Source organism: Motilimonas cestriensis (genome assembly GCF_021295315.1).
Lineage (GTDB): Bacteria > Pseudomonadota > Gammaproteobacteria > Enterobacterales > CBDFNC01 > Motilimonas > Motilimonas cestriensis.
On sequence record NZ_JAIMJA010000012.1, the window covers coordinates 136274 to 143391 of the forward strand.

Annotated in this window: 6 protein-coding genes; 2 read left to right on the forward strand and 4 right to left on the reverse strand. The window is 35.4% G+C overall.

All coding sequences use genetic code 11. From position 1 onward, the window contains the following. Together K6Y31_RS13130 and K6Y31_RS13135 are read left to right on the forward strand one after the other, a co-directional pair. A complete protein-coding gene (locus K6Y31_RS13130) occupies window positions 1-921 on the forward strand; it encodes an SPFH domain-containing protein (protein WP_233053416.1) in 921 nt (306 codons plus the stop codon). Then, window positions 921-1880, forward strand: coding sequence for an SPFH domain-containing protein (locus tag K6Y31_RS13135; RefSeq protein ID WP_233053417.1), 960 nt, complete (start codon window positions 921-923; stop codon window positions 1878-1880). Before K6Y31_RS13130 ends, K6Y31_RS13135 begins: the two co-directional genes overlap by 1 nt. A gap of 317 nt (window positions 1881-2197) precedes the next feature. Here K6Y31_RS13135 and K6Y31_RS13140 read toward each other — a convergent pair whose 3' ends face one another. From K6Y31_RS13140 to K6Y31_RS13155, 4 genes are all read right to left on the reverse strand, one after another. Continuing rightward, entirely contained in the window at window positions 2198-4642 is a 2445-nt protein-coding gene (locus tag K6Y31_RS13140) for an AAA family ATPase (protein ID WP_233053418.1), read from the reverse strand. After that, window positions 4635-5507 carry an ABC-three component system middle component 1 gene (locus tag K6Y31_RS13145; protein WP_233053419.1) on the reverse strand — a complete coding sequence of 291 codons (873 nt, stop codon included), beginning with the start codon at window positions 5505-5507 and terminating at the stop codon, window positions 4635-4637. The genes K6Y31_RS13140 and K6Y31_RS13145 overlap by 8 nt, the downstream gene beginning before the upstream one ends. Next, window positions 5500-6357 (reverse strand): hypothetical protein, encoded by an 858-nt coding sequence (locus K6Y31_RS13150; protein WP_233053420.1) that lies wholly within the window; start codon window positions 6355-6357, stop codon window positions 5500-5502. Before K6Y31_RS13150 ends, K6Y31_RS13145 begins: the two co-directional genes overlap by 8 nt. Before the next feature lie 93 nt (window positions 6358-6450). Further along, entirely contained in the window at window positions 6451-7008 is a 558-nt protein-coding gene (locus tag K6Y31_RS13155) for a hypothetical protein (protein ID WP_233053421.1), read from the reverse strand. Window positions 7009-7118: the final 110 nt, after the last annotated feature.

Sequence of the window (7118 nt, forward strand, 5' to 3'; positions counted from 1 at the left end):
ATGCTAGCGTTTTTTACCATCGCGTTATTAGTCCTGCTACTTGTCATATACAAATTGATATTGATAGTAGAAATGCGCGAAATCTGTGTCATTGAGCGATTAGGAAAATACCGCGCGGTGCTACAGCCCGGTGTCCATTTCTTAATCCCATTCTTCGACAGTGTTGCGTATCGCCATGAAACCCGTGAGCAGGTATTAGATATTCCATCGCAAAACTGTATTTCTCGCGATAATATTCAAATCCAAGTAGATGGCTTGGTTTATATCAAAGTAATGGACGCGAAAAAAGCCAGCTATGGTATTGAAGATTACCGTCGCGCCAGCGTTAACTTAGCTCAAACCACCATGCGCTCTGAAATTGGTAAATTAACCTTAGGCCAAACCTTTTCTGAACGAGACAGCTTAAACGAAATCATCGTGCGAGAAATAGACAAAGCATCGGATTCTTGGGGCATTAAAGTCTTACGATACGAAATTAAAAACATCGTCCCTTCTGCTAACGTGGTACATACCTTAGAAAAACAAATGGAAGCCGAGCGCAGCAAGCGCGCTGAAATCACCTTAGCCGAAGCAGGCAAGGAATCCACCATCAATCTATCAGAAGGTGAGCGCCAAGAAGCTATCAACATCTCTGAAGGTGACAAACAAAAACAAATCAATGAAGCCGAAGGTAAAGCGCAAGAAATTGAAATTATCGCCAACGCACGCGCCCAAGGCGTCACCATGGTCACTCAAGCTCTAGCCAAACCCGGTGGCGATCAAGCGATGAAAATGCGCCTATTAGAAGACTTTATAAAACAGACGGGTGACATTCTAGAAACTGCAGAAATATCCGTCGTACCCGCAGAACTGGCTAAATTAGAAGGCTTTTTTGAAGGCATGGATAAAGTCACTCACAATATTCAAGGAGTAACCAAGTAATGGAACAGTTCTTTGGCTCAGAAATCTCCCCCATGGACATCTTTGTCATGCTGGTTTGGGGCGCGCTATTTCTTGTATTAATAGTAAAATTTTTCCAATCGATCCGCTTAGTGCCAACACAAAAAGCTTACGTAGTCGAGCGTCTAGGCCGATACAGCAAAACGCTAGATGCGGGCTTCCACGCCTTGATACCATTTTTTGATCGCGTTGCCAGTATTCAAGATCTCAAAGAAGAAACCATCGACGTACCGCCTCAAGAATGTTTCTCAAAAGATGAAGTTAACGTTGAAGTAGATGGCGTCATTTACATTTCGGTAATGGATCCCGTTAAAGCCAGCTATGGCGTAACTGACTATCGCTACGCGGCGATGCAATTAGCGCAAACCACCACTCGCTCAGTGATCGGTACGCTAGATTTAGATCGCACCTTTGAAGAGCGTGACTTAATCAGTGCTAAGGTTGTAGAAGTGCTAGAAAAAGCCGGCGAAGGCTGGGGCATAAAAGTACACCGCTATGAAATTAAAAACATTACCCCACCGCGCACTGTACGTGATGCAATGGAAATGCAAGTAAACGCTGAACGTGAGCGCCGCGCTATCATGGCCCGTAGTGAAGGAGATAAACAAAGTCGCATCAACCGCTCACTCGGCATGAAAACCGAGATGATCAACCGATCTGAAGGTGAAAAACAACGCCGTATTAATGCCGCCGAAGGTAAAGCGCAAGAAATTATTTCTATTGCGCGAGCCACTGCAGCATCGATTGAGACCATGGCGGACGTATTGTCACTGCCAGGCGGCGAGAATGCGATGAAAATGCAACTCAGTGAGCAATACATGAAACAAATGCAAGGTTTGGCAAATCCATCTCGCAAGATCATCTTGCCAGCCAATCTTCTTGATTACGACGCTTGGATGAATACCGTTGGCCTAACGCCAAGTAAAAATAAACCAAGTTAAGCTCAAAGCCCAATGCGTCGCTATGATTTTTAGCGGCACTGTATGGCGTGATTATTTTCAAACGCATTTTTGGACAGAAACAATTTAGAGCCGTAAGACGGCTCTGTGCCACCAAGCAGAGGCTGGTTTATCAAATTTGAACGTTGGCTGTCAAGTGATAAGCAGCCGTTTATATGACTCAAATTTTTGCATGTTTGATTGGGTAAGCCTGAGGCGACCCAACATTTTGATAGGCAAAATATATTGTTGGGACTTACTTCGTTCAAATCAATCTACACAGACTAAACACAAAAGTGGTAGACCCTCGCCAATCACTGTTAAATTAAGTCTTTATTTTTCTTCTGATTTTTTAAATTGATAGCTAAAGGAGTTAAACCAGATGTTTGATATTTATAGGATACATAATTTGCGATTCTACTCTCATGGGTAGACATTATAATTTGATAATCCTTAAACTCTTCCCTCAACAATTGAATAAATGATGCCATATTTATGTCATCCATACTTTGAATTGGGTCATCAATTAATAACGTTTTTAACCCTGTCGGAAACACTTTATTCATCGCCAGCATAAAAGCAATAATTACTCCAGCTAGTTGGCCTGAACTCATTGTACTCCAAGCGTCATGTTCAGATCCGATACTTGAACAAAAACGATAATAACCATTATTGTTAACTTTATCAGGTGCTTCCAAAATAACACCACTCGCCGGCATCCCTGATTCAAGTCTTGTTTGTAAGATTTTACTGCTAATATTGTAAAAAGGTATTTGAATTTTTTTGGCTATCTCTTTTTCATATCGAGTAATATTAGTTTTATATATTTTATACCCGTCATTTAATGCGTTTAGTATACTGTTATAGTTTGATATACCTGTGTCATACTCTGTTATTTCATCTGTTAACTTATTGTATTGATTATTATTTAATAGTTTAATTTGCTTTTCTAAGTACTGAATATCGTTTGTAACATTTTCTAATGAAAAAGGCCAATCTTTAACTTCTGTACTCGCATCTACACCAATATCATCTAATTTAGCTTTAATTGGCTCAAATTCGCCTTCAACTTTGACTGAAAGCTTACTGTCTAAAGTTTCCAATAGAGTCTTAATTTCAGTATATTTTTCTTCTACAGAATAATCTGCTGAGAATAAGCTAGGGCAAGCGTGTTCACTGTATTGCGGGAGGTTTTCATCGAACCAAGTTTTAAATTTTATAATCTCATCAAATCTATCTTTACTAACCTGACGGGTTCTCAATATTTCTTTGTAGTTATCATCAAAATGGCTGTATCTAGCATAGCGATCTTTACTTCGTTGGATAGCAGGTGATATTAACTCATCTATTAGCTTGTTATAAGCTAGCTTTAGCTTTTTACCTGAATCTGTTTGAAATTTTTCAAAAGCTACCTTTTGTTCTTTATATGCTTTATTAAGTTCGATTAAATCGTCATATGGTTGCCCGCATAATGGGCAATCAACACCTTCTTTATTATCCGAATGTTCAATGATCTCTTCTTCTTCGCCGCAGAATTTATTTAACTTTTTAATTAGCGTTTCACTGGAATTGGTTATGCTAGTTAAAAGTTTCTCGGCTGTGCTTTGAGTATTTACAAGAGCTTCATAGCTATTGATATCGGATTTGTTTACTTCGTATAATTTTTTGAAATGTTTTTGTATTTTATTCAATAAAACATCTGTAATCTTAATTTCTTTAGTAATATCTAAATCTTTTAGTTCAATATAATCTGCACATTTTTCAATAGTCTTAGTAATCCACAAGATATGTTTGCTTAGTGATTCAATGCGGGAATAGTATGAGATGGTACTAAAAATAAGTAGGTTTTTTATTAAATTTTGATTCTCAATTTTAAGCCATTCTTTAACTTCATGTCTTTGTTTGATAAGTGACCAATTATTTTTCCCGTCTTCGCTTAATATCCGCTTGCATTCCTCAAGCGCGGCTTTATATTTTTCTAGTTTTTCAATAGATTTTGTTTTTGTATCTAGCTGCTCTATTATATTCCCAGATAAGCTAATTTCATCAGGTTCACCTTCTTCAGTTAGAAGTTCTTCACGTTCTGCTGTTTTATCTCTTTTTTGTTCTTCCAAGCCTGTTATTTTATCTGAAACTACATTTTTTAATTTTTCTAATTGATTGAACGCGTTTTTTTCATCACCGATACCAAAGAGGTGATCTATTTGTTTAAATCTAGATTTTTCATCAAGTTTAAGAAAATGCAAAGTTTCTTCTTGCTGTATGTAATTTAATAAATTAAACATTTTGTTAAATTCTTTAAAATTTAATTCTTCCTGTAATTCTTCAATTACATTCCTATTTCCTTCTCCAATTTCAATAGATATATCATCAACATCATCTGGCCAGCTCTTTAAGATTCCGCGGTAAATATGATTAGCCCATTCTTTATTTTTTCCTTTTCTAGCTTCTATGTAAGTGCCGATAATCAATGAGTTATTATTAGAGATTAATTCTAAAACCACGAAAGCCGGAGCTCCATCGACTCCATTGGTTGATATCAACATATTTTTATTTCGTTGCTTGGTATCAATTATTTTAGAGTTTTTAAACCGACTGACTGTACCTGTAAGGGCTATTTCAATTGCATCGAATATTGTTGTTTTACCAAATCCATTTGGTCCATCTAGAATAATTAAATCTTTATTTTCGAAGTTATATGAAAACTCTTCCGTGTAAGATTTGAAATTTTTAACGAGCAAGCGACCAATTCTATAATTACTCATTGAACCCATTTCCTTTTAAATTAGTTAGCAGTGCTTCTGCATCTAAGTCGGTATCGGACTCTTCCATTTTTGAGGCATATTTCATCGCTACTACATAAATTTCCTCTAGGTTTTTATCTAAGATGGTAAATTTACTATTTCCCTCTTCTTCGTCCGTGTCGGTGTTGATCGTAATACTGTATTTTATTGTATTTTTCGCGATTTCATTGTCGATCATATTCTGTAAGGAATTAGATTCGGAGCTTTCTACGTTTAAATGTAAAAATGGCAACTTTTCAAAAAATTGGGCGCATCCCGCATAATCAGAGTCTTCGTTTGTCTTGCTCATGAATTGTTTAAACTTTTTAGTGTCATTCATACAATCTTGCAAATATCTGGTTATTTCAAAATCCGTAGAGCTGGATATTTTATTTCCCAAATTATCTAAAAACTTGGTTGGGAGCAGTAAAACTTGTTTTTTAAAAAAATACTCATTTTCTTCTATTTCAGTAATTTGGGTAAGTAGATTAGTAATATCACCAATTTTATTCGTGAATAGCAATAACGTGGTGTTTTTCTCAAAGCTATTATCTAACGCTAAAAATGGAACTCCATTTAATGGTCGCAAATCATTAACACCCGCATCAGTCGTTAAGTGGTTTAAATATGACATAAGACTGATTTGCAAATCACGATTGACTAAATTTAATTCGGATATTTGAATTTCGGCCAATAAAAAATAATCACCAACTTTATTGTTTCTTACGAGGATAAAGTCTTGTGTCTCTAGAGTTATTGTGTCGTCATCAACTAAATTAAAAATACCAGCAGACAAGCCTAACTCACCTAATAATTTAGTAATGGTATTTAGAAAATCCTTATTCATTTAATTTTTCCTGTGCTAATTCATAATGAACAAAAGTGAGATCTTTGGTTGAGGTTATATGTTCTTTATCTGCTACTTCATAGTCTAACACGTTAGGTACTTCTACAAACTTTTCAAGACGACCTGAAAACTCAGTGTTACTGGGTGAATCGATAACAATAAAGTCAGTATCTTTATTTAAATATATGAATCGATCTTTAAAATCTATTTTTAGAGTATCAATAGCATTTTTGGCATGACGGGGGTTTGAGCGATTTACGCTAATAGTACTTGCATGAAAATGTTTACCATTTTTTGGGAACAAGAAACAGTCGTCGTGCTCTATGTTCAGATTTTCAAGAAAACTTAAATAAGCTATGCTGATATCATTCTCGTCGGCAATATACTGATGATAGTAATTACTTTTACTGGGCTTGTCGCAAACAGATATATGTGGTTTTAATGCTTTCAACAGAAATGATAACTTACCTTGTTTTATATATTTATCATAAGTCGTTTTATACTGCCTATAGAGGTTTCTGCGCTCTACTAAGTTTTCTTCATCTAAAAAATCAATTTGCTTTTGGAATGCATTCTCAAAGTTTTCACGACAAATTAGTTCCCAGTATACATCGTTTGATTCATCGATTAGCTCCGTTCTTAGACATGTTAAAATCTCAGTAAACGTTAATTTTCGTTTAACTATTTCACTCAGCCTAATCGTTTCATCCTTTCTTAGGTCTTCATGTCTCTGTTCTACATACTTATCAATACGGTCTTTTATTGATGCAACGTAGATAGTTAATATTTCAGGAGTGATAACAGGAGTTGGATTTTGATGTTGCAAAATAGATTCAGCTAAACAAATCAATTTCTTCGTTAATTCTGCATCATCAAATGCTAGTTCGTAGTCGGAGTTGCTGTCAAACGAGCATATAACATTATGATTTTTAAGTGTTCTTTTTTAACCGTATTTCAAACTGACGTTTGATTTTTTTATGTCTTTGTAACCTGATAGGTCTTGATGAGGAATTTTTATTTTTTTTGATGTATGAACGTAAACACACCCATTTAAATATTGATCTTTTATAGTTATAAAATCATCTAAGTAATTATTAACCGCAGTTACTACATTATCATTGTAACCATCTAGGTTTGAGATTTTATTTACTTTTATAAATCGGCTTTGGTCGACAACGTTTTCTTTAATTAATCTACTAACTAATGTTTCAATGTATTTATTTTTATTAAAATCTTTGGAATTAATATGAGCATAATAACCAATATATTTAAACAGATCATTTTCAGATATTCGACCTTGTTGTCTTGATAAAATAGTAACAATGGCGTCAATATAACTACTAAATTTATCATCATTGTAATGTTTAACTTGATGATGGCTTATGTACTGATTATTTTGGAGTATAGAAAAATCCTCCAACCATTCGAATTCAATACTATACTGCTCACAAAATTCATCTATATCTTCATTACGAAGCAATGCACTGAAGGATCCCCTCATAAATCCCCCAGCGCACAGCCATATTTTCTCAGCTGTTGGGCAAAAATAATGCCCGCAGCTAGTAGTTCTTGCGTACTGACCTCGTAATCAGGCCGCCTCATAACCTCTAG